Annotated in this window: 20 protein-coding genes; 12 read left to right on the forward strand and 8 right to left on the reverse strand. The window is 63.0% G+C overall.

Annotated elements, in window-relative coordinates; translation table 11 throughout:
• Positions 1–377: tetraacyldisaccharide 4'-kinase (locus EOA78_RS28460; RefSeq protein ID WP_206533517.1), on the forward strand; the 377-nt coding region annotated here is incomplete at its 5' end.
• A gap of 24 nt (positions 378–401) precedes the next feature.
• On the opposite strand, the gene EOA78_RS28465 is transcribed toward EOA78_RS28460, so the two are convergent.
• A complete protein-coding gene (locus tag EOA78_RS28465; RefSeq protein ID WP_029354089.1) occupies positions 402–635 on the reverse strand; it encodes a DUF2093 domain-containing protein in 234 nt (77 codons plus the stop codon).
• A 143-nt stretch (positions 636–778) separates the two neighbouring features.
• Positions 779–1699, reverse strand: coding sequence for a LysR substrate-binding domain-containing protein (locus EOA78_RS28470; protein WP_127318266.1), 921 nt, complete (start codon positions 1697–1699; stop codon positions 779–781).
• A gap of 89 nt (positions 1700–1788) precedes the next feature.
• On the opposite strand from EOA78_RS28470, the gene EOA78_RS28475 reads away from it, so the two are divergent.
• Entirely contained in the window at positions 1789–2682 is an 894-nt protein-coding gene (locus tag EOA78_RS28475; RefSeq protein ID WP_127318268.1) for a DMT family transporter, read from the forward strand.
• A 202-nt stretch (positions 2683–2884) separates the two neighbouring features.
• Here the strand turns inward: EOA78_RS28475 and mutL are convergent, their stop codons facing one another.
• Positions 2885–4759, reverse strand: a complete 1875-nt coding sequence (mutL, locus tag EOA78_RS28480) for a DNA mismatch repair endonuclease MutL (RefSeq protein WP_127318270.1) — start codon at positions 4757–4759, stop codon at positions 2885–2887.
• Between the two features lie 81 nt (positions 4760–4840).
• Positions 4841–5743, reverse strand: a complete 903-nt coding sequence (locus tag EOA78_RS28485; protein WP_127318272.1) for a LysR family transcriptional regulator — start codon at positions 5741–5743, stop codon at positions 4841–4843.
• Between the two features lie 104 nt (positions 5744–5847).
• Here EOA78_RS28485 and EOA78_RS28490 point away from each other — a divergent pair, with 104 nt between their 5' ends.
• Complete coding sequence (locus EOA78_RS28490) at positions 5848–6837, forward strand: zinc-dependent alcohol dehydrogenase family protein (RefSeq protein WP_127318274.1); 990 nt, start codon at positions 5848–5850, stop codon at positions 6835–6837.
• Positions 6838–6858: 21 nt separating this feature from the next.
• Here EOA78_RS28490 and EOA78_RS28495 read toward each other — a convergent pair whose 3' ends face one another.
• Positions 6859–7761, reverse strand: coding sequence for a LysR substrate-binding domain-containing protein (locus EOA78_RS28495; RefSeq protein ID WP_127318276.1), 903 nt, complete (start codon positions 7759–7761; stop codon positions 6859–6861).
• 93 nt (positions 7762–7854) lie between these two features.
• On the opposite strand from EOA78_RS28495, the gene EOA78_RS28500 reads away from it, so the two are divergent.
• The 5 genes from EOA78_RS28500 to EOA78_RS28520 all read left to right on the forward strand — a co-directional run bounded on the left by EOA78_RS28500 (position 7855) and on the right by EOA78_RS28520 (position 13452).
• Positions 7855–9405, forward strand: coding sequence for a trimethylamine methyltransferase family protein (locus EOA78_RS28500; RefSeq protein WP_127318278.1), 1551 nt, complete (start codon positions 7855–7857; stop codon positions 9403–9405).
• Between the two features lie 43 nt (positions 9406–9448).
• Entirely contained in the window at positions 9449–11098 is a 1650-nt protein-coding gene (locus EOA78_RS28505) for an ABC transporter substrate-binding protein (protein WP_127318280.1), read from the forward strand.
• Positions 11099–11215: 117 nt separating this feature from the next.
• Positions 11216–11695, forward strand: coding sequence for a DUF3828 domain-containing protein (locus EOA78_RS28510; RefSeq protein WP_127318282.1), 480 nt, complete (start codon positions 11216–11218; stop codon positions 11693–11695).
• Between the two features lie 4 nt (positions 11696–11699).
• Positions 11700–12260 carry a hypothetical protein gene (locus tag EOA78_RS28515; protein WP_127318284.1) on the forward strand — a complete coding sequence of 187 codons (561 nt, stop codon included), beginning with the start codon at positions 11700–11702 and terminating at the stop codon, positions 12258–12260.
• A 7-nt stretch (positions 12261–12267) separates the two neighbouring features.
• Positions 12268–13452, forward strand: coding sequence for a mandelate racemase/muconate lactonizing enzyme family protein (locus tag EOA78_RS28520; protein WP_127318286.1), 1185 nt, complete (start codon positions 12268–12270; stop codon positions 13450–13452).
• 29 nt (positions 13453–13481) lie between these two features.
• On the opposite strand, the gene queF is transcribed toward EOA78_RS28520, so the two are convergent.
• Positions 13482–13943 carry a preQ(1) synthase gene (gene queF / locus EOA78_RS28525; RefSeq protein ID WP_127318288.1) on the reverse strand — a complete coding sequence of 154 codons (462 nt, stop codon included), beginning with the start codon at positions 13941–13943 and terminating at the stop codon, positions 13482–13484.
• 111 nt (positions 13944–14054) lie between these two features.
• Between queF and EOA78_RS28530 the strand changes: the two genes are divergently transcribed.
• Positions 14055–16100, forward strand: a complete 2046-nt coding sequence (locus tag EOA78_RS28530) for an NADH:flavin oxidoreductase (RefSeq protein ID WP_127318290.1) — start codon at positions 14055–14057, stop codon at positions 16098–16100.
• A 138-nt stretch (positions 16101–16238) separates the two neighbouring features.
• Here the strand turns inward: EOA78_RS28530 and EOA78_RS28535 are convergent, their stop codons facing one another.
• On the reverse strand, positions 16239–16646 hold the full coding sequence (locus EOA78_RS28535; protein WP_127318292.1) for a hypothetical protein: 408 nt from the start codon (positions 16644–16646) through the stop codon (positions 16239–16241).
• 117 nt (positions 16647–16763) lie between these two features.
• On the opposite strand from EOA78_RS28535, the gene EOA78_RS28540 reads away from it, so the two are divergent.
• Positions 16764–17192: a MarR family winged helix-turn-helix transcriptional regulator gene (locus tag EOA78_RS28540; RefSeq protein WP_127318294.1), complete on the forward strand. Its 429-nt coding sequence runs from the start codon at positions 16764–16766 to the stop codon at positions 17190–17192.
• Between the two features lie 30 nt (positions 17193–17222).
• Here EOA78_RS28540 and EOA78_RS28545 read toward each other — a convergent pair whose 3' ends face one another.
• Positions 17223–19295, reverse strand: coding sequence for an EAL domain-containing protein (locus EOA78_RS28545; protein ID WP_127318296.1), 2073 nt, complete (start codon positions 19293–19295; stop codon positions 17223–17225).
• Positions 19296–19577: 282 nt separating this feature from the next.
• On the opposite strand from EOA78_RS28545, the gene EOA78_RS28550 reads away from it, so the two are divergent.
• A complete protein-coding gene (locus EOA78_RS28550; RefSeq protein ID WP_127318298.1) occupies positions 19578–20765 on the forward strand; it encodes a glycine C-acetyltransferase in 1188 nt (395 codons plus the stop codon).
• Positions 20766–20817: 52 nt separating this feature from the next.
• Positions 20818–21365: alcohol dehydrogenase catalytic domain-containing protein (locus tag EOA78_RS28555; RefSeq protein ID WP_164783974.1), on the forward strand; the 548-nt coding region annotated here is incomplete at its 3' end.

Below are 21365 nucleotides of genomic sequence, written 5' to 3' on the forward strand. Positions count from 1 at the left end.
GTACACGGCCAAGCAGCAAGGCGGGGTTGGCCGGCAAGCGATTTCTCGCCTTTGCCGGCATCGGCCATCCCGACAAATTCTTCGACACGGTCCGTGAGGCCGGCGGCGAGATTGCGCTGACCCGGTCGTTTCCTGACCATCATTTCTATGGTGAGGACGAGCTTGCCGAACTGGCAACGACAGCGCGAGGTGCCGGACTTGGCCTCATCACCACCGCCAAGGACGCCGCCCGGCTGCGCCATGATGCCGCGTCCGCCGATTTCCTCGGACAGCTCGATGTGCTGGAGATCGACACCGTGTTCGATCCCGACCACGTGCCTGAACGCATCATCGACGAGACGCTGGATGCCTGGCGGCAGCGAAAGCTTCAGGGCTGACTTGCAGCCGATCCGGAAGCTGGTTTAGCGCCGGCTGCGCATTTCGGGATTTGCCTCGATCTCGCGGCGCAGCGAGGCCGCGGCACTCGCATAGGGCTCCTGCCTGGCGACGCTCCAATATTTGAGCTCATCGAGCGGGATGCTTTCGCCGGTGACCGCGCAGCGCACGAAGGCGCCGGGGCTGGTCACCTGGAAGTCGCCGTCCAGGTAGCGGATACGGGCTTCCTTGCCGCCGGGGCCTTCGAAGCGGTTCATCATGACATGGAGCCAAGGTTCATGAGGATGTCATCGCCACAAAATGCCGGCAAGGTCAAGCTTGGAGCGAGACAAGATTGGGTTTGGTCGGCTCTGTTTCAGACGACAACCAGCCGAGCAAGCCGGCTAAGTGGATGTCCGGCATCCTACTGCTCGGCTACGATGAACTCCTCGATCTTTTCCGCCGCCAGCCCGGCCTGGGCCGCGATGCGCCGGGCAAGCTCGGCGGCGGCGGCGCGCGGTCGCCCTATAGGCCGGTCGAGCCAGTAGGATATCGGGCTGAGAACGATGCGGTCGTCCACAGCGACGATGCGGCCTGACTTCAGTTGATGCTCGATCATTGGCGGCCGCGCCAGCGCAATACCGAGGCCGTGGGCGGCAGCATCGAGCACCAGATTGTAGTCCTCGAAGCGGCGGTCCTGTGGACGCGGGCGATAGTCCATGTCCTGGGCGGCAAACCAGGCGCGCCAGGCCGAAGCGTCCGAATCATTGATCAACGGAAATTTGAGCAGCCGGGCTGGGTCGCCACGGCCGATCTCCCTCGCGAGGTCCGGCGAGGCGACCGGAAACACATGTTCCTCGAACAGCTGTACCGAGACGCGGCTGGGAATGCGGCCGCGGCCGCAGCGGATCGACAGATCGATGCCCTCGTCGGCAAGATCCGCCTGACGAATATCGACGTCGAGCACGATGCGCAGCTTGGATGGGTTGTTTTCCAGCGCCGCCATGCGCGGCATCAGCCACAGCCCGCTGACCGAGGGGATAGAGGTCAGCCGCACCACGGCGGTGCCACGCGGCTCGATCCAGCGGTCCGAATTGCTTGATATCAGCGCAAAGGCCTCGGTGGTGCGCAGATGCAGCCGGTTGCCTTCGATCGTGAGCGAAACGCCGCGCGCGCCGCGATCGAACACTTTCAGCCCGAGCCAGTCCTCGAGCTTGGCGATCCTGACGGCGCCATGGGTGAGATTGAGTTTTTCGGCAGCGGCCGAAAAGCTGCCAGTCCGCGCCGCGGCGTCGAAGGCGCGCAGGGTTTCAAGCGGCAACATCGCATCCGAGCTGTGATCCATAGTCACAGGTGATCCTCGATTTGGTCGTTTGTCAACTGGTTAGGAAAGGCGTTTTGTGTCTTCAGGACAATAAAGGCCCGAGGTACGAGATGAACGCCTATACCGGCACGTTGAATTCGACACAGCGGATGGACACCACAGCAGTCATTGCTGTGGCACTGACAGTGGTTGGCTGGGCCTCCGCCTTCCCGGCGATCCGCGCTGGTCTCGCTGCCTTCGGGCCTCTCGAACTCGGCGCGCTGCGCTTTGCCATAGCCGCCGTGCCGGCGGCGATCTTCCTCGCCGTCAAGCGTCCGGCGCTGCCCCGGCTCGACGAATGGTGGCGCTTTGCCTTCGGCGGCGCCGTCTTCGTTGCGTTGTACACGGCAATGCTCAATTTCGGCGAGCTGACCGTCTCGGCCGGTGCTGCCGGCTTCATCATCAACGTCAGCCCGATCTTCACGGCGATCATGGCGATGGCGCTGCTCGGCGAGCGCTTCTCAGGCCTGGCCTGGGCCGGCACATTCCTGTCCTTCGCCGGAATCGGCATCATTGCGATGGGCGAGGGGCAAGGGTTGCATTTCGACAACGGCGCGCTGCTGATCCTGGGCTCGGCGCTGTGCTCGGCCGTCAACACCATCGTCCAGAAGCCGCTGTTTGCCCGTCATCATCCGCTGACCATTTCAGCCTCGAACATGGTGCTCGGCGCGCTCTGCCTGTTGCCTTTCCTGCCGAGCGGCCTGGCGCAGGCGGCGGTTGCCGATAGCGCCGGCCTCGGCGCCGTGATCTTTCTCGGCATCGTGCCCAGCCTCATCGCCTACGCCGCCTGGGCAACAGCACTTTCCCGTCTGCCTGCGGCGCGTGCCTCGAACTTCCTCTATCTGGTTTCGCCGGTGGCGACGCTGATCGGCTTCTTCTGGCTGGGCGAGGTACCAACGCTGCTCGGTGTTCTCGGCGGCGCGCTGGCGCTTGGCGGCGTGATCGTGGTGAATTTGAAGAGGTGAATCCGAGGGTTGGGGCTGTCTCTTGACTCGAAGAGCCGCTGTACAGCGCCTCTTTCGGACCTCCACTCCGCTGCTCCGCAGCGACCCTCCCTCAAGGGGGAGGGTAAGCTCTTCGCGAAGCATCCGCGGCTAAGCTCCCTACCTCCCCTGGTGGCGAAGTCGGACCGAAGGTCCGGGCGGGGGTCTGCGCCCTGCGAGTTCCCTACCGCCTTCCAAAAAGTCTCTCAATATCGGCAAGCTTCAGCTCGATGTAGGTCGGCCGTCCATGGTTGCAGGTGCCGGACCCCGGCGTCGCCTCCATCTGGCGCAGAAGCGCGTTCATCTCCTCGGCTTTGAGCAGGCGGCCGGACCTTACCGAGCCGTGGCAGGCCATGGTCGCGGCTATTTTGTCCAGCCGCTCCTTGAGTGTGTCGACCGTGTCGTTATCGGCGATCTCATCGGCAAGGTCGCGCACCAGCTGCTGGACATTGGTTTCGCCGAGCATCGACGGCGTCTCGCGTACCGCGACCGCACCCGGGCCGAAGCGCTCGACGGCGAGGCCAAAGCGGGCCAGCGTTTCGGAATGCATGGCAAGCCGCTCGGCATCCTCTTCCGGCAGGTCGACGATCTCGGGCAGAAGCAGCATCTGCGACGGCACGGCGCGCGCATGCAGCGCGTTCTTCAGCGCCTCGTAGACCAGCCGCTCATGCGCTGCATGCTGGTCGACGATGACAAGCGAATCCCTGGTCTGGGCAACGATATAGTTCTCATGCACTTGCGCGCGCGCCGCGCCCAATGCCGTGCCGAGCAACGTCTCCGCCGCTTCGGCTTGCCCGGCACGCGCGTCGGCGCTGTGAAGCGGTCCGGCGTCGAACGCCGACTGATCGTTTTCGCCGAAGCCGCCATTTCTGAATTCCGTGTCTTCAAGCCCCATGTCCAGCGGTCGTTGCGGCGAGCGGGAGGCGTCGAAACCGGCGAAGCCGGAGGCCCGATAGGCCGCTTCGTAGCTGCGATGGCCGTTTGCCGGACCGGCATGCGCATAGGACGCCGCGCCCGGCCGGAACGCCGACATCATGCCGGCCGCCCCGGTGGTGGCGGCACGGATGCCGGCATTGGCCAGCGCCTCGCGGATGGCGCCGACGATCAGCCCGCGCACCAGCCCCGGATCGCGGAAGCGGACATCGGCCTTGGCCGGATGGACATTGACGTCGACGATGGCCGGATCGAGCGTCAGGAACAGCACCGTCACGGCATGGCGGTCGCGCGGCAGCACGTCGGCGAAGGCGCCGCGGATAGCGCCGGCAATCAGCTTGTCGCGCACCGGCCGGCCGTTGACATAGGCGTACTGCTGCAGCGCATTGGCGCGGCTGAACGACGGGATCGAGACGTGACCGGCGAGATGCACGCCGTCGCGCACGGCGTCGATGGCAATGGCATTCTCTGGAAAGTCGGCGCCCATCACTTGCGCGACACGGCGCAGCCGGCCTTCCGGGCTGTCGTCGGTCGCCGGCAGTTCCAGCGTCGAGCGATCAGAACCGGCCAGCGTGAAGCGCACGGCGGGAAAAGCGATGGCGATGCGCTTGATCACATCGCTGGTCGCCGAGCTTTCGGCGCGCTCGCCCTTCATGAATTTGAGCCGCGCCGGCGTGGCGAAGAACAGGTCGCGCACCTCGATCGTGGTGCCGCGATTGGCGGCCGCCGGCTTGACGGCGGATACGCGTCCGCCCTCGATGCCGATCTCGGCGGCGCGGTCGCCGTTGGCCGTGCGCGAGCGGATGGACAGCCGCGCCACCGAGCCGATCGACGGCAGCGCTTCGCCGCGAAAGCCGAGCGAGCGGATGTCGTGAATGTTGTCGGCGAGCTTCGAGGTGCAATGGCGTGCGATCGCCAGCGCCAGTTCATTCTCCGGGATGCCGCAGCCGTCGTCGGTAACGCGGATCAGGTTGAGCCCGCCGCCGGCGGTGACGATCTCGACTCGGGCGGCGCCGGCATCGAGTGCGTTCTCGACCAGTTCCTTGACCACGCTTGCCGGACGCTCGATGACTTCGCCGGCGGCGATCTGGTTGATCATCGTTTCGGAAAGCTGGCGGATGGGCATAAAGGCACTATACGCGGATTCGCCGCCCATGCGGGAGAGGCAGAATTGAGGAATCGGCGCCGCCCACCGCACTCCTGCATTTCACGTCATCAGCCTGGGCAGTGCTGCCGCCAGCGCATCGACGGCCAGACGGACCTTCAGCGGCAAGTGAGGCGTCTGCAGCCATAGCGCATAGGCGTCGTAAAGAAATCCCGGCTGTTCCGGCAGCAGCACGACAAGTGCGCCGGCCTGAATGTGTTCACGGACCAGCCAGTATGGCAGCCAGGCAAGCCCCATGCCCGCTGCCGCGGCATCGGCGATCGCAGCGAGGTCGTCGAGCCGCAAGCGGCTGACCGGCATGACCTCCAAAGCTGCCTGATCATCGCGCGGAAACAGCCACGGTTGAACGACACGGCCCGAACGGCGGTAGATGATGGCCTGGTGGCTGCCGAGATCCTCTAGCTGCCGTGGCCACCCGTGCATCGCGAGATAGGATGGCGACGCGCAGACGACCATGCGCTGGCGCGCGATGCGCCGCGCGATCACGCCGGCCTGGTCCTCCAGAATGCCGGTCCGGATGGCAAGGTCGCAGCCATCCTCTGCAAGATCGGCGATGGGATCGCTGAACGACAGGTCGAGTTCCAGAGCAGGATATCGCTGCGCAAGCTCCAGCAGGATCGGGGCTACGCAGCGCCGGCCGAAATGCACAGGCATGATGACGCGCAGCTTTCCGCGTGGTTCGGAAAGTTGATCGGCCGCGAGTGCATCGGCAGCTTCGGCTTCAGCGAGCACCAGCCGGCAGCGCTCATAATAGGCGCGCCCGAAGTCGGTCAGGCTCTGGCGGCGAGTGGTCCGGTTGATGAGGCGCACACCCAGACGCTCCTCGAGAAACCGGACATGCTTGCCGACCATCGGTCCGGACAGATCGAGAGCGGCAGCAGCCGCCGCGAACGAACCCAGATCGACGGTTTTGACGAACACGGCCATGCTGGTAAGGCGATCCATATTCAAAACTCTCAGTTTCTACTGTTCTACCCAGACAATCATTTATCTGCCAGACGGCCCTTGGCATAGCGTATTCGGTTCAAATATTTTGGAGTTATGACCGGATGGCGCGTGTGGTTCGTTTTTATGAGCATGGTGGTCCCGAGGTTCTGCGCATCGAGAATGTCGATATTCAAGCGCCAGGTCGCGGCGAGATTCAGATCCGGGTCAAGGCGTTGGGCCTCAACCGGGCCGAGGCGCTGCTGCGTTCGGGCACTTATATCCAGACGCCGCCATTGCCTTCCGGTCTTGGCCTTGAGGCAGCCGGTGTCGTCGAAGCGGTCGGCGAAGGCGTGCACGGTTTTGCGCCAGGTGACGCCGTCAGCGTCGTGCCGCCAATATCGATGGCCCGCTGGCCCGCCTATGGTGAGATTGCCACATATCCCGCCCATCTCGTGGTCAAGCACCCGCCATCGCTCAGCTGGGAAGAGGCGGCAGCCGTCTGGACGCAGTATCTCACCGCCTATGGCGCACTGATCGACATTGCCAAGCTCAGCAGGGACGATTTTGTCGTCATTACCGCGGCATCAAGCAGTGTCGGACTCGCCGCGATCGAGATTGCCAACATGGTTGGCGCGACCTCGATTGCGGTCACGCGGACATCTGCCAAGAGAGAGGCCTTGCTCGATTTCGGCGCCGCCCATGTTATTTCTTTAGCGGACGAAGATCTGGAAGCCCGGCTGAAGGACATCGCCGGCCCGGAGGGCATCCGAGTGGTGTTCGACGCAGTCGGCGGCCCGATTTTCGCGCCTCTGACGGCGGCGATGGCACGGGGTGGCATCCTCATCGAATATGGCGGCTTGAGCCCCGAGCCGACGCCGTTCCCGCTATTCGCCGTGCTGGCCAAGACGCTGACGCTGCGCGGCTATCTCGTCCACGAAATCACTGGCGATCCGGGGCGGTTGGAGGCCGCCAAGGCATTCATCCTTGACGGCCTGATGTCGGGGTCGCTTCGACCGGTGATCGCCAAAATCTTTCCATTCGATCAGATCGTCGAGGCGCATCGCTTTCTCGAATCGAACGAGCAATTCGGCAAGATTGTCGTGATGGTTTGACCGAGCGCTATTGGAATAGCCCTATGCCTGCGCAGCCAGCCAGTCCCGAACCTTGCGGGCATTGTCGCTGAGCTCGCGGTTTCTCGACCAGATAATATGAAAGCCCTTGCCGGTCGTCATCGTGTGGCCGGTCGCACGCACCAGCAGTCCCGACGCCAGCAGCCGCTGGGCAAGGTGACCCCAGCCCAGCGCAATGCCTTGCCCTTCCATGACCGCCTGAATCACCAGGGCATAATCGTTGATGCGCAAGCCGCGCCCGGCATCGGTGATGTTGACCCCGGCCGACTGGAACCACTCGTCCCAGCTCGCGGCATCGCGAAACGGCTCTTCGAGATGGATGAGCCGGTGTGATGGAAGATCCTCGACCGTTTCCGGCAGCCCGAACCGCGCCACATAGCTCGCGCCTGCAACCGGGAATATTTCCTCATCGGCCAACGGCAGCGAATGATAGTCCGGCCATTCCCTCGGTTCGCCGCCGCGAACGCCGAGCGGGATGTCTTCGGCGATGATGTCGAGATCGCGGTCGGCGGTCTGGATGCGCAGGTCGATGCCCGGCAGTTCGTCGCGAAACTGCTGCAGGCGCGGCATCATCCAGAACGAGGCAAAGGCCGTCGACGCGGCGAGCGTCACATGGCCGCCGGTCGCCTGCTGGCGCAGGTCCTCCGCTGACCTGCGGATGTGCGACAGGCCGAGCGAGACGTCGGCGTGGAAGCGCTCGCCGGCTTCGGTAAGGCTGACCTGCCGATGCCGGCGCTGGAACAGTTTCGCGCCGAGCTGCTCTTCAAGCCCGCGGATCGCATAGGACACGGCAGCCTGCGTCATGCCGAGCTCTCGCCCGGCGGCGGTAAAGCTCGACAACCGCCCGGCGGCCTCGAAAATGATCAGGCTGCCAGCCGATGGCAGCAGATGGCGCAAGCTTCGCATAAGCTGAGCTTATACAAGAGATCAGGATTTTCCAGCGTCACAGCTGTTTTTCCTCTCGCTAGGCTGGTCGTCATTGGGGAGGATAGAGTTGCCATGAACGCACCGGCCGCCGAAGTCACCGAACACGCCAGCCGCCGAGGTGGCGGCCGCCTGGGCCGCAAGGCGCTGCGGGGAACTCCCATGGCGTCGTTTCCGACGCTCGTTCGTAACATACCCGCATACCAAATGGTCCCGGACGAGGCTGTCGAGCTGATCCACCAGGAGTCGCTCTCGATCCTCGAAGAGGTTGGCTGCGAGTTCCGCGACGACGAGGCCATAGCACTGTGGAAGGCCGCCGGAGCCGATGTCTCTGAGACGCGCGTCCGCATTGATCGCGCCCTCCTGATGGAGCTCGTATCGAAGGTCCCTTCGGAGTTCACGCTCAATGCGAGGAATCCGCAGCGTTCCGTGCGCGTGGGCGGAAACAACTCCATCTTCGTGCCGATGTATGGCGCGCCTTACGTGCGCGACCTCGACAACAACAGGCGCTATGGCACGCTCGCCGACCTTCAGAATTTTCATAAGCTCGCTTACATGGCGCCAGCGCTGCACTCGTCGAGCTCGATCATCTGCGAGCCGATGGAAATTGCGGTGCCGAAGCGTCACCTCCACATCATTCATTCGGCGCTGAAGCATTCCGACAAGCCGTTCATGGGCATCGTGACGTCCAGGGATCGAGCCGAAGACACGATGGCGATGGCGGGCATCGTTTTCGGCGAGGACTTCGTCCGTGACAACCCTGTGTTGGTGGCGATCACCAATTGCAACTCGCCACTGGTATGGGACGCCACCATGCTGGACGCGATGAAGGTCTATGCGCGTCACAACCAGCCGCTGATCCTGGCGCCGTTCGCGCTGTGCGGCGCCTCGACTTCGGCCTCGGCGGTGGGAGCGGTCGCGCAGGTCAATGCGGAAGCGCTGGCGGGCGTCGCGTTCACACAGCTGCTGCGTCCGGGTTCGCCGCAGATCTACGGACAGTTCATGGTCACGGTGGACATGAAGACCGGCGCTCCCATGGGCGGCACGCCTGAGGCGGCCCAGATGATGTATCTGATGGGGGCGCTGGCGCGGAAATACCGGCTGCCATGGCGCACCTCGGGCTTCCATGTCGGGTCGAAGCTGAACGACGCCCAGGCGGGCTACGAGGCGAACATGCTGATGCATGCCGCCATCCTTGCCGGCGCCAACTACATCTGGCACTCCGCCGGATGGCTCGAGGCCGGCCTGACCTGCGGCTATTCAAAATTCGCGACGGACTGCGAACAGCTTGTTGGCTGGTACAAATACGCGGGCGGCCTTCCGTTCGACGATTTCAAGCAAGCGATGGCGGCGATCCGCGAGGTTGGGCCGCAGGGCCACTTCCTCGGCACCCAGCACACGCTTGAACATTTCGAGTCCGCCTTCTTCATGCCCAGCATCATGGACTTCAATTCGTACGAACAGTGGAAGGCTGAAGGGGCAAAGGACCACGACACCCGCGGCCGCGAGAAAGCGCGCAACATGCTCGCGGATTATGAGGAGCCCAAGCTCGATGAGGGCATTGCCGATGGTCTCGAAGATTTGATTGCGCTGCGTGAGGAGAAGCTGCCGGACAGCGTTAGTTAATAGGACAGGCGAAGACCTGACGGGAACCAGACGGGAGGAAAAAATGACAATCTTCAGAAGCAACGGTGATCGCGTGCCGAGTGCGATCGAGGCAATGGCGGCAGAGACGCGTGCAGGCCGGATGGACCGGCGCGAGTTTCTGGCGCTGGCAAGCGCGTTTGGGGCATCGACGGCCCTTGCCTACGGCATGATCGGCCTTGCCGTGCCCGAACAGGCTTTGGCCGAAGAGCCGAAGAAGGGCGGAACTCTGCGCGTGTCGATGTCGGTCAAGGCGCAGAAGGATCCGCGCACTTACGACTGGGTGGAGATGGCAAACATCACCCGCACCTGGCTCGAACCGCTTGTCCGCTATACGCGCCAATTCACGTTCGAGCCGGTCCTGCTCGAAAGCTGGGACGTCAACGACGACGCCACCGAATATGTGCTGCACGTGCGCAAGGGCATCACCTGGAACAACGGCGATGCTTTCAACGCCGATGACGTGGTCTACAATCTGACGCGCTGGTGCGAGAAGGAAGCCGCCGGCAATTCAATGGCCGCGCGCGTCGGTGCGCTGATCGACCCAAAAACCGGCAAGGCCAGGGAAGGGGCGATCACCAAGGTCGACGACAATACGGTCAAGCTGAAGCTGAACGAACCTGATATCTCGCTGATCCCGAACTTCACCGACTATCCGGCGCTCGTCGTCCATCGCAAGTTCGATGCCGACGGCGCCGATCCGATCGCCAAGCCGGTCGGCACCGGGCCTTTCGAACTTGTGTCTTATTCGGTCGGCCAGAATGCGGTCGTCAAGCGTCGCGAGAATGGCAAGTGGTGGGGCGGTGAAGCGCCGCTCGACAGCGTCGAATTCATCGACTATGGCACCGACTTCAACGCCTCGGTGAATGCATTCGAATCCGGCGAGATCGACGTCAATTTCGAGACACCCGCCGACTTCATCGACATCCTCGACCAGATGGATCTGGTGAAATCGGAGGTCGCGACAGCGACGACCCTCGTTGCCCGGACCAACATCACGCACAAGCCTTATGATGACAAGCGGGTGCGCAACGCCCTGCAAATGGCCGTCGACAACAATGCGGTGCTCGAACTTGGCTACGCCGGGCGCGGCACCCCAGGCGAAAACCACCACGTCAGCCCGATCCATCCGGAATACTACCCGCTGCCCAAAAAAACGCGCGACGCGGCGGGCGCCAAGACGCTGATGGCCGAGGCCGGACAGGCCGATTTCGAGCATGAACTGATCACCGTCGAGGACGATTGGCAAAAGAACACCGGCGACGCGATTGCCGGCCAGCTGCGCGATGCCGGCATCAAGGTGAAGCGCACGGTGTTGCCGGGATCGACCTTCTGGAACGACTGGACGAAATACCCCTATTCCATGACCATCTGGTACATGCGCCCGCTCGGCGTTCAGGTGCTGGCGCTCGGCTATCGTACCGGCGAGGCCTGGAATGAAACGGCGTATTCGAATCCTGATTTCGACGCCAAGCTCAAGCAGGCGCTCTCGCTGATAGACGTGGAGAAGCGCCGCGAGGTGATGAAGGACGTCGAGCAGATCCTGCAGGATTCGGGCGTCATCATTCAGCCGTTCTGGCAGAAGCTGTACAGCCACATGAACAAGAAGGTGAAGAACTACGCTGTCCACCAGACTTTCGAGATGGATCTCCAGAACGTCTGGCTGGACGGCTGAGTTAGCTCCCAAGGGCGCCTGAGTTACGCCCAAGCGATTTCATGGGCGGCAGAAAAGCCGGGATGCAGGATTCGTGGTATTGAACGGCTCCCACCACGAAAGCCTGGAGATTATCGGATGAGACTGACTGTGCTTGCCGCCGCCCTCTCGATCGCAGCGCCTGCGGCCGCCCTGGCCGGGCCGGCATCCAACGCGGTGAAGTTCTTCTACATGCCCGAGGTCAAGTTCGAGGCCGACGCGAAATACCGCGACCGTTTCACCGAGCCGGTGACCAAGCTGTTCGACCTCAACGACCAGGCGCAAAAGAACAAGCCGGATGAGGTGCCTTGCATCGATTTCGCCCCCGGTCTCGACGCGCAGGATTATGACGAGAAGACAGTCGCCAAGACACTGAAGCTGTCTGAAGCGGTGGATGGCGACAGCGCCAGCGTGACAGTGACGTTCAACCTTTTCCCGGAAGGCGATGATTCCAAACGCGAAATGGTCTGGTCGCTGAAGAAGATCGACGGCCTATGGAAGATCGCCGACATTACTTCGAAGACCAGCGGCTGGACGCTGAGTGCGCTCGAATGCCTGGCCGGTCAGACTCCGGAGTGATGCCATGGCCCGCGCCCTGGCCCTGGCGACCGTGTGCCTGCTGGCGGCGGGGTTGAGCGGCACCGCCGCTCAAGGCCTGTTCGGCGCGCCGCCCGCAAATGCGCCGGCCGATAAGGCGGCACCTGCAATTCCACCGGCCGCGTCCCAGCCGACCGACAGCGCCCCGGCAGCGCCGTTGCAGCTGGGTTCGCCAACGGCGGTGGTGAAACCGTTCTACGAGCATGTCGGGCTCGAGCTCGATCCGGCCCAGCGCAGCCACTTCGCCGATCCCGCGAAGTCGGTGCTCGACAAGAGCGATGCGCTGCGGAAATCGGGGCAGGGCGAATGCCTCGATCCCAACATGGCGCTGGACAATGCGGAATACGACAAGACCGAAATCGATAAGAGCCTGAAGACCATTGAAGCGGTCAAGGGCGACGAAGCCAAGGTGGTCGTCGCCTTCGTCGTCGCCGGCAATCCGCACCAGCTGGAGTGGAAATTCAGGAAAGTCGACGGCGACTGGAAGGTATCAGACCTTCTGTCGGTGACCGGCGAATGGGCGCTCAGCCAGTACCAATGCGAGTAGGCAGACGATGAAGATCACCAACATCCGCGTCACCCATGTCAACGTTCCACTAGACGCCCCATTCTGGTGGACGGCCGGACTTTATGGCGGCGCCTCGAAGTCGATCATCGAGGTCGAGACGGACGAAGGGGTAGTCGGACTAGGCGAGGCGCCGTGGTGGCATTTCGGCGAGGTGATCAAGGCCGAGATCGCGCCGGCGCTGATCGGCGCCGATCCGCTCGACATCGCCGATTGCGAGGCCCGCTGCGTGCCGCCCTGGCAGATCACCGCCAACACCGGCGAGAGTGCCGCCTCGGTGGCGTTCGGAGCCGTCGAGCTGGCGCTGTGGGATATCAGAGGCAAGGTCTTCGGCATGCCGCTTTACAAGCTGCTCGGCGGCGCCGTGCGCAAGGATATTCCGTTTTCGGAATATTTCGCCTTTCGGCCCGTGCAGAATGGAGCGGGCGGTGAGATGACGCCCGAAGCGATCGTCGACTATTGCCTCAAGATGCGCGAGCAGCATGGCTCGACGATCTTCGAGGGCAAGCTGATCATGGGCGATCCCGAACTCGAGATCCGGACGGTGCGGATGCTGCGCGAGGCAATCGGCGAGAAGGCACAGATCAAGCTCGATTCCAACATGCAGTGGTCGTTGACCACGGCGCGCTGGGTACTGCGTGAGATCGAGCCGTTCAACATCCGCAATTACGAGGATCCGGTCGCCACTTTCGAGGAGATGGCGGCGCTGCGCCAGCACTCGCGCATTCCATTTTCGACCCACATTCCGGATCTCAGACGGGCGGTCGCACTCGGCGCTCCGGATTATTTCGTCTGCAATTTCGCAGCGCTCGGTGGCCTGTCGAAAACCCTGAAATTCATCGCTGCCTGCGAGGCAATGGGCAAAGGGTTCTGGTGCTACTCGAACGATCTCGGCATCATGACGTCAGCCTACCTTCATGTCGTGGCCGCGACGCCGTGGATCACGGAAGCATCGCAGTCGCTGTTTCGCTGGCAGATCGGCGACGTCATCAAGGACGGCCCGTTCAAACAGACCGCCAACACGGTGCGCGTGCCGGAAGGGGACGGGCTGGGCGTTGAACTCGATTCCGCCGCGATGAAACACTGGACAGGGCATTTCGCCGAGCACGGGCCGATGGGCCATTTCAATGACCCGAACAACCCCGGCCGCTACCGGCGGCTGCCGCTCAACTGATGCAACGTGTCTTCCTTAGAGGTTCGGGTTCACCCGCGTCCGCGATAGGGTGCGACACCGGTGTCGGGCAGCCAGACGCCTTCCGGCGGCGCGCCGGTCTGCCAGAACACGTCGATCGGAATGCCGCCGCGCGGATACCAATAGCCGCCAATGCGCAACCACAGTGGCTTGGTCGCGGCGATAACGCGGCGGCCGATCATAACGGTGCATTCCTCATGGAAGGCGCCATGATTGCGAAACGAGGTCATGAACAGCTTGAGCGACTTCGATTCCACCAGCAGCGTGTCGGGTGCATAATCGATGACGATATGGGCGAAGTCCGGCTGGCCGGTGACCGGGCAGAGCGAGGTGAATTCCGGGCAGGTGAAGCGAACGACGGCCGGCGGCCCGTCGCCGCGCGAAAACGGTACGGTTTCCAGGACTGCCGCTTCAGGGCTCCGAGGCGCCTCGACGTTGGTGCCGAGCTGGGTAAGGTTTTTGGTATCAGTCATGGGCGGGTTCCTTACTGCATGTTGCCCAAAGCGCAGCGGTTTTGGGACAACGACGTGCGTAAAAATAAAAATTTGCCGTTCATTAGCACAATTTGAAACAGCAGGAAGACGATGACCACTAATGATCCGCTTCTCCAGCCCTACCAGCTCAAACACCTGACGCTGAAGAACCGGGTCATGTCGACCAGCCACGAGCCGGCGTATTCCGAGGACGGCATGCCGAAGCAGCGCTACCGGCTCTACCATGCCGAAAAGGCCAAGGGCGGCATGGCGCTGACCATGACGGCAGGCTCGGCGATCGTCTCGCGCGACAGCCCGGCCGCCTTCGGCAATCTGCACGTCTATGACGACCGCATCGTGCCGTGGCTCACGGAGCTTGCCGATGCCTGCCACGAACATGATTGCAAGGTGATGATCCAGATCACCCATCTCGGCCGCCGCACCGGCTGGAACAAGGCCGACTGGCTGCCGGTGCTGTCCGCCTCGCCGGTGCGCGAGCCGGCGCACCGCGCCTTTCCCAAGACGATAGAGGACTGGGACATCGAGCGCATCGTTGCCGACTACGCCGCCGCCGCCCAGCGCTGCCAGGCCGCCGGCCTCGACGGCATCGAGTTCGAGGCCTATGGCCACCTGATGGACGGCTTCTGGTCGCCCGCCACCAACCAGCGCGACGACGATTTCGGCGGCTCGCTCGACAACCGCTTGCGCTTCACTGGCATGGTGCTTGACGCGGTGCGTGCGGCGGTCGGCGAAAAGTTTGTGGTGGGCATCCGCATGGTCGCCGACGAGGATTTTGAGAAGGGCCTTTCGAAACAGGAAGGCGTCGAGATCGCCAGGCGGCTGGCCGGGTCCGGCAAGGTCGATTTCCTCAACATCATCCGCGGCTCGATCGAAACCGATGCCGCGCTGACCAGGGTCATCCCGGTGACCGGCATGCGCTCGTCGCCGCATCTCGACTTCGCCGGCGAGGTGAGGGCGGCAACGAAATTCCCGACCTTCCATGCGGCGCGGATTGCCGACGTCGCCACCGCCCGCCACGCCATCGCCACCGGTAAGCTCGACATGGTCGGCATGACCCGCGCCCACATCGCCGATCCGCACATCGTTCGGAAAGTGATGGAGGGACGCGAGCACGAAATCCGCCCTTGCGTCGGCGCCACCTATTGCCTCGACCGCATCTATGAGGGCGGCGAGGCGCTGTGCATCCACAATGCGGCGACCGGCCGCGAGGCTGATATCCCGCACATCATCCCGAGGACCGAGGGACCAAGGCGAAACGTGGTCGTCGTTGGCGCCGGGGCCGGCGGTCTGGAGGCGGCGCGTGTCGCGGCCGAGCGCGGGCACCAGGTCACGGTGCTGGAAGCGTCGAGCCAGGCCGGCGGCCAGGTGCGGCTGGCGACACAGAACCCGCGCCGCAAGGAGCTGATCGGCATCATCGACTGGCGGCTGGCCGAACTCGACCGGCTCGGCGTCGAGATCCGCTATGACACCTGGGCGGAGAAGGACGATGTTCTGGCGCTGTCGCCGGACGTGGTGGTGGTAGCCACCGGCGGCCTGCCCCAGAACCCGCCGCTGGCGGCGGGCGACAATCTCGTCACGTCGAGCTGGGATATCATGGCCGGCAGCGTCAAGCCGGCCGAAAACGTGCTGCTCTATGACGACAATGGCGGCCATCAAGGCATGGGAGCGGCCGAGCTGATCGCGGGCAGTGGCGCAAGGCTGGAGCTTGTTTCGCCCGAACGCTTCTTCGCGCCGGAAATGGGCGGCATGAACCACGTGCCCTATATGCGCGCCTTCCAGGAGAAGGGCGTCACCATCACCATCAACACGCGGCTGCGTTCGGTGCGGCGCGAGGGCAATCAACTGGTTGCGGAGCTCGGCTCAGATTTCGCTGACGGGTGGCGTGGCGAGCGGCGGGTCGATCAGGTGGTGGTCGAGCACGGCACGCTGCCGCTCGAAGATCTCTATCTCGCACTGAAACCGCTGTCGAAGAATGGCGGCGCGGTCGACTACGAGCGGCTGGTCAATGGCGGCGACGTTTTTCCGGTGCGCAATCAGCAAGGCGGTTTCGTGCTCTTCCGCATCGGCGATGCGGTCGCCTCGCGCAACATCCACGCCGCAATCTATGACGGCATCAGGTTCGGCCTGAGGATCTGAGGATCGCTTTGGATTGGTGGCGCGCAGCCGAACCTCCGTACGGAGAGCCATCAGGCAAGACGGACCGATCTGCGCGCCGCGCACGCCACCGGCTTGCCGCCAGACACCGTACGATCTTGTGATTTGCGGCAGGGCCGGTCAAAACATCCTGGCGGTGGCCATGCAGAGCACGGTGATGACCAGCAGTCCGCCGGCGATGCGTTCGCCTTTCGTCATCCTCGCGCGCAACTTGGTTTGTGTCGCCGTGTCGGCTCCGCCAAGCTGCCTGCTGGCGGAACCGACCAGCGCGCCCTGAACACCGGCGGCAATCAGGGCCGTCACGATGCCGAGCGCCAGCACCTTTTCCATCGAGCCGAAAACGCCTTCGTGGAAGAAATACCAGAGCAGTATGCCGGTGAGGAAAACCATGCCGGCCGCGCCCATTTGCGGGCGGAAGAACCGTTCCGCCCGAATCTCCGGGTCGCGGCCAACCGCGATGGTGGTGCCGGCCCAGAACACGCCTGCCAAGACGTGAAGGCCGAGGACGATAATGTAGACATACTGCATGACCGCATTTCCTCTTTTTCCCGCCACCAACCATAAGGTTAGATATCAAATGATTAGATGTCAATGTATAGGCGTGGGCCAGTTCCATCGGCCTTTCCCTTGCTCTAATGTCGGATCATGACTCTCTTTGACCGCCCGCCAGTCGGGATGAATCTCGCTCGAACCGCAAAGCTCGTCGCACAGTCCTTTGACGCAGCCCTGGTCGAGGCGGGCGGCACGCTGCCGGTCTGGGTCACTCTGTTGTCGATCAAGTCGCGCGAACTGGCCAACCAGCGCGAGCTCGCCGGCATGATCGGCATCCAGGGCGCGACGCTGACCCACCATCTGAACGCGATGGAGACGCAAGGCCTGTTGACCCGGCGCCGCGATCCCATCAACCGCCGTGTTCATCAGGTCGAACTGACCGAGGCCGGCGAGGCGATGTTCGAAAAGCTGCGCACCGCCGCACTCGCCTTCGACAAGCGGTTGCGGGTTGGATTGTCCGACCAGAGGCTGGCGGAGTTTGCCGAGGTGCTGGCGGCGCTGCGGGCTAATGTTGCGGGGTAAGGCCGGCAGCGGCTTTGTCAAGTTGGCGCCTTACGCCAGGCTTCCCCGCAGCACCGTTAGCCTGGGTTTCTTCGGCGCCCGCGCGACCAGCCATTCTCGTGCCTTGTCCTGCGGCATCGGGAAGGCGATGGAATAGCCTTGCACCTGGTCGCAGCCGATCGCCATCAGCGAATCGAGCTCGGCCTCGGTTTCGGCGCCCTCGGCGACGATCGAGATGCCGAGGCCGCGGGCGAGTTCGGTGATGGCACGCACGATCTTGGTGTTGTCACCGTTCTCATTGATGTTCTGGACGAAGCGGCGATCGATCTTCAGCCGGTCGATCTCGTTCGGGTTGACGTGGCTGAGCGACGCGTAGCCGGTGCCGAAATCGTCGAGTTCGAGATGAACACCGGCGGCGCGGATGTGCCGCAGCTTTGCTGCGATGCCGGTCTTTTCGTCGTCGAGAATGACGGATTCGACGATTTCCAGCGAAAGTTTTTGTGGCGGCAGGCCAGTTTTTTCCAGCACGCCGAAGAGGAAGGCGTCGAAATCGGGCTCACGCAATTCGGAGCCGGACACATTGACGGCGAGCCGTCCGAAGGCGACGCCGGCGCGGTTCCACGCGGCGACCTCGCCGATTGCCTTGGCGATGACAATGCGGCCGATCGCAGGCATGAGTCCGCATTTTTCGGCAACGGGAATGAACTCGCCCGGTGCGATCATGCCGCGTTCGGCATGTTCCCAGCGAACCAGCGCCTCGATGCCCCCGATCGTACCGTTCGACAAGGAAACCTGTGGCTGGAAATAGACCTGGAACGCCTTCTCCGCGATCGCGATCCTAATGTCATGCTCGAGCTGCTTGCGGTAATCGAGTTCATGCCGCAACTCCTCGGAGAAGAATGAGAGACTGCCGCCACTCTGCTTCTTGGCGGCGTGGAGCGCGAGGTCGGCATGGACGAGCAGATCTTGCGCATTGTCGGCGTCGATCGGATAGACGGCGACACCGGCGCTGGCGCCTGGAAGGATGGTCGTGCGCTGGAAGACGATCGGTTCGTTGATCTGCGTCAGGACGCGCCTGGCGACCATGTTGATGTCCTCGGTGCCGCCGGCACCATTGAGGATCATTACGAACTCGTCGCTGCCGAGACGCACGCAGAGATCCGATGCCCGGCAGGAATCGCGCATGCGCTGCGCCGTCACTACCAGCACATAGTCGCCGGCGGCGTGACCAAGCGTGTCGTTGATCTGCTTGAACCGGTCGAGGTCGAGGTGGACCGCCGCAAGCCGCTCTCGCCGACGCTGTGCACCCTTGATCAGCGTATCGAAATGGTCGGTCAGGAAGGTGCGGTTGTGCAGGCCGGTAAGGCCGTCATGCACGGCGATGAAAGCCATGGAATTGCGGGCATCGATCAGTTCATGCGTCTTGCGCAGAATGGCGTTCGACATCGGCCTGAAGATGAAAAGTGCCACCAGCACGATGACGCCGATGGTGGTGTAGAACAGCGTTCGATGGAGATCGAGAAGTGTTTCCGATCGCGCATCGGCATGGGCGCTGATGCGCTGGCCGAGTGCCGCATAGCCCGACAGGGTCGCATTGGCGATGGAAGCGTCGAGGTTGACGCGTTCGCCGCCGCCCTTGTAGCCGCCATTGTCAGCCATACCGAGTTGCGATTCGAACGCCGAAACCAGGCGTTGGCCGTTGGCGATAAGCCCGACCGAGAAGTAGTCGAGATGAAACGGCTTGGCGAAAAGCACGCTCTCGACTGATTTCGGATCGAACCTTGCCGGTGACGCCGGGTCGGCGACGACCCGCTCGAGCAGAAGGTCGTAGTTCCTCTCGAACTCCGCCGTGGCCTGTTTGAATGCGGTGACCAGAGCGGGTTGTTGGTTGCGCGAAGCAGCACCTGCCGCGTTGGCAAGGAAGACAATGCGTTGCGACAGCGTCTTTTGCATGCCGACAATATCGAGCAGTGTATCGTCGTGCCGCTGGGCAGCCATCATCTGCTGGAGAAGGATGAAGGAGGCCATCACCATGGCTGCAATGATCAGCAGCGCCAGCCAATAGCCGGCCTTGATCAACAGTATGAGCCTGCCCGAGATGGTTTGCGCCGGTTGCTGCGACATTTTCTCAGGCGGTCCCTCTCGCCGACAGATTGTTAGGTGTGAGAACCATTGGCTTGAAAGTCTTAACAGCTCTGGAAGTCGACAGAGCTACGACAGCGGCAGCGGTGGAAAGTTCGCGAAATGGTTATCGCGTTCTTTCGCGCGGCACCTGCATTTGAGCATCCGTCATTGGCGGCATTCCGGGGCGGCCACTGGCCGTGCCGTCACCGAAGCGGTCGCTTTTGCGGTGGATTTTTCGCTCGCGCGGGGCGACAGTCCATTCAATCTCAACAGGGCCTGATCATGAGTGCGGCATTCCTCTCCCATATCGATAGCGAGCTTCAAGGGCTGAAATCGGCCGGCCTCTACAAATCCGAGCGGGTGATCACCTCGACGCAGTCGGCAGAGATCGAGGTGAGCGGCGAAAAGGTGCTGAATTTCTGCGCCAACAACTATCTCGGCCTCGCAGACAGCGCCGAATTGCGCGACGCGGCCAAGCAGGCGCTTGACCGCTACGGATACGGCATGGCGTCGGTGCGTTTCATCTGCGGCACGCAGGAAGAGCACAAGCAGCTCGAGGCGACGATTTCTGGCTTCCTCGGCATGGAGGATACGATCCTCTACGGCTCGTGCTTCGATGCCAATGGCGGCCTGTTCGAGACGCTGCTCGGCGAGGAGGATGCGGTCATCTCCGACGCGCTGAACCACGCTTCGATCATCGACGGCGTGCGGCTGTCGAAGGCGAAACGCTTCCGTTATGCCAACAACGACATGGCCGATCTGGAGGCGCGGCTGAAGGAGGCAAGGGATTGCCGTTTTCGGCTGATCGCCACCGATGGTGTATTTTCCATGGACGGCATCATCGCCAATCTGCAGGGCGTTTGCGATCTCGCCGAGAAGTACGATGCAATGGTGATGGTCGACGACAGCCATGCGGTCGGCTTCGTCGGCAAGAACGGCCGCGGCTCGGCCGAGCATTGCGGCGTCGAGGGCAGGGTGGATATCATCACCGGCACGCTTGGCAAGGCATTGGGGGGCGCGTCGGGCGGCTATACATCGGGCAGGAGCCAGGTGGTCGACTGGCTGCGCCAGCGCTCGCGTCCCTATCTGTTTTCCAACACGCTGATGCCGGCGATCGCCGGCGCCTCGATCCGGGTTTTCGAACTGATCGGCAATGGCGATGCGCTGCGTCAGCGCCTCTATGCCAATGCGGCGCGCTTCCGGTCCGAGATGGGCAAGCTCGGCTTCACGCTGGCCGGCGCCGATCATCCGATCATCCCGGTCATGCTGGGTGATGCGACACTGGCGCAGGAGATGGCGGCGCGCATGCTGAAGCGCGGCATCTATGTCATCGGCTTCTCGTTTCCGGTGGTGCCGAAGGGCCAGGCGCGGATCCGCACGCAAATGTCGGCCGCCCATTCAAGCGCCGACATCGACCGCGCGGTCGAGGCGTTCGGCGCGGTCGGGCGCGAACTTGGTGTGATTTCCTGAACGACCGGAACCGAAAAGCGATTCCGGATCAAGAGATTCAAGGGACAAAAGAATGTCGAACATGATGAAGGCGCTGGTCAAGGCCAAGGCCGAGCCCGGCATCTGGATGGAAGAGGTGCCGGTGCCGGAAATCGGCCCGAACGACGTGCTGATCAAGATCAGGAAGACAGCGATCTGCGGTACCGACGTTCACATCTACAATTGGGACCAGTGGGCGCAAAAGACCGTGCCGGTGCCGATGGTGACAGGTCACGAGTTCGTCGGCACGGTCGCCGATTTCGGCGCGGCGGTCACCGAATACAAGGTCGGCCAGCGCGTTTCGGGCGAAGGCCATATCGTCTGCGGCCATTGCCGCAACTGCAGGGCGGGCAGGGGGCATCTGTGCCGCAACACGCTCGGCGTCGGCGTCAACCGGCCGGGCGCTTTCGGCGAATATCTGGCTATCCCGCAGCACAACGTCGTGCCGATCCCCGACGACGTGCCCGACGAGATCGCCGCAATCTTCGATCCCTTAGGCAATGCCGTGCACACGGCATTGTCCTTCGATCTCGTCGGCGAAGACGTGCTGGTCACCGGCGCCGGGCCGATCGGTATCATGGG

Source organism: Mesorhizobium sp. M5C.F.Cr.IN.023.01.1.1, from assembly GCF_003997585.1.
GTDB classification, from domain to species: domain Bacteria; phylum Pseudomonadota; class Alphaproteobacteria; order Rhizobiales; family Rhizobiaceae; genus Mesorhizobium; species Mesorhizobium wenxiniae.